This is a genomic window from Gemmiger gallinarum (assembly GCF_014982805.1).
Classification (GTDB): Bacteria; Bacillota; Clostridia; order Oscillospirales; family Ruminococcaceae; genus Gemmiger; species Gemmiger gallinarum.
In genome coordinates this window covers 1-1,579 of record NZ_JADCKC010000011.1, presented here as the reverse complement: position 1 = coordinate 1,579, position 1,579 = coordinate 1, and the positions used below count along the sequence as shown (strand labels likewise).

The 1,579-nt window shown below is 50.2% G+C and carries 2 tRNA genes and 2 rRNA genes; all 4 read left to right on the top strand.

The features are described from left to right. Positions 1-113 (top strand): 16S ribosomal RNA (locus tag INF35_RS13650); the annotation flags it as partial. Positions 114-267: 154 nt separating this feature from the next. Further along, a tRNA-Ala gene (locus INF35_RS13645) sits at positions 268-343 on the top strand. Between the two features lie 3 nt (positions 344-346). Then, positions 347-423: transfer RNA gene (locus tag INF35_RS13640), tRNA-Ile, on the top strand. 341 nt (positions 424-764) lie between these two features. After that, positions 765-1,579: ribosomal RNA gene (locus INF35_RS13635) — 23S ribosomal RNA — on the top strand; the annotation flags it as partial.

Here is a 1,579-nt window from a genome sequence, read left to right as displayed (position 1 = left end):
CCGAAGTCCGTAGTCTAACCGCAAGGAGGGCGCGGCCGAAGGTAAAACTGGTGATTGGGGTGAAGTCGTAACAAGGTAGCCGTATCGGAAGGTGCGGCTGGATCACCTCCTTTCTATGGAGTCAGACGCAACCAGTTAGCTGGTCTAACAGGTTGTGGACAGGAAAACAGGTTTCAGTTTTGTTCAATTTTGAGGGCCCTGAGGTGCTGATGCACCGAGGAGTTCTCAGAGCATAAGGGACAGCGACGCCCGATTGCTGAAAGGCATGGGGGTATAGCTCAGTTGGGAGAGCACCTGCTTTGCAAGCAGGGGGTCAAGGGTTCGAATCCCTTTATCTCCACCATTTGGGCTGATAGCTCAGCTGGTTAGAGCACTCGGCTGATAACCGAGAGGTCGATGGTTCGAGTCCATTTCAGCCCACCATCCGATGCTTCGCAGTTTTTTCGCAAGGAAAAACTTCAGAAGCATCGCATGCAGAACGAAAGTTCTGCACACCTTGGAAGGTGGGCGGCGCCGAAAAGGCGCCAAACAAACTTTCCAAAACCTTATGCAGCATGTACCTTGAAAACTGAATAAAGAACTGCGAAATGAGAGATTTACAGTAACTGAAAAGTTATTGTCCCTAGTAAAATTTAGAAAATCTATAATTTCACCAGCGGTAAAGTCGATAAATCGACACGCGATGTTTCTGAAATTTACTTCGTAAATTGCGAAACATCGGTAAAAATCTCTTGTTGGCAAATGGAGAATCTAGAGCAAGAAACGGTCAAGCTATAAAGGGCGCAAGGTGAATGCCTTGGCACTGGGAGCCGATGAAAGACGTGGTAAGCTGCGATAAGCCTTGGGGAGGAGCAAACATCCTTTGATCCAGGGATTTCTGAATGAGGAAACTCAACGAGGTTCATACTTCGTTATCATGTACTGAATCCATAGGTACATGAGGGGAACCGCCTGAACTGAAACATCTAAGTAGGGCGAGGAAGAGACATCAAACGAGATTCCGTTAGTAGTGGCGAGCGAACGCGGAAGAGGGCAAACCGAGAGTGGAAACACTTTCGGGGTACGGACTGCTTTTAGGATCTGCAAAGGTTAGTCGAAAGGTATGGGAAGGCCTGCCGAAGAGTGTGAGAGCCACGTAGACGAAAACCCTAGCAGCTGCGCAGTATCCAGAGTACGGCCAGACACGTGAAACCTGGTCGGAACACGGGGGGACCACCCTCCAACCCTAAATACTACCCAGTGACCGATAGCGCATAGTACTGTGAAGGAAAGGTGAAAAGGACCCCGGGAGGGGAGTGAAACAGAACCTGAAACCTTGTGCCTACAAGCACATAGAGCCCGTCAACGGGTGATATGGTACTTTTTGTAGAACGGTCCGGCGAGCGATTGTACGTTGCGAGCTTAAGGTGCTGGAGCACCGGAGGCGTAGCGAGAGCGAGTCTGAATAGGGCGTTTAGTAGCGTGCAATGGGCCCGAAACCGGGTGACCTACCCATGATCAGGCTGAAGTGAAAGTAAAATTTCATGGAGGGCCGAACCGACCTCCGTTGAAAAGGCGGCGGATGAATTGTGGGTAGCGG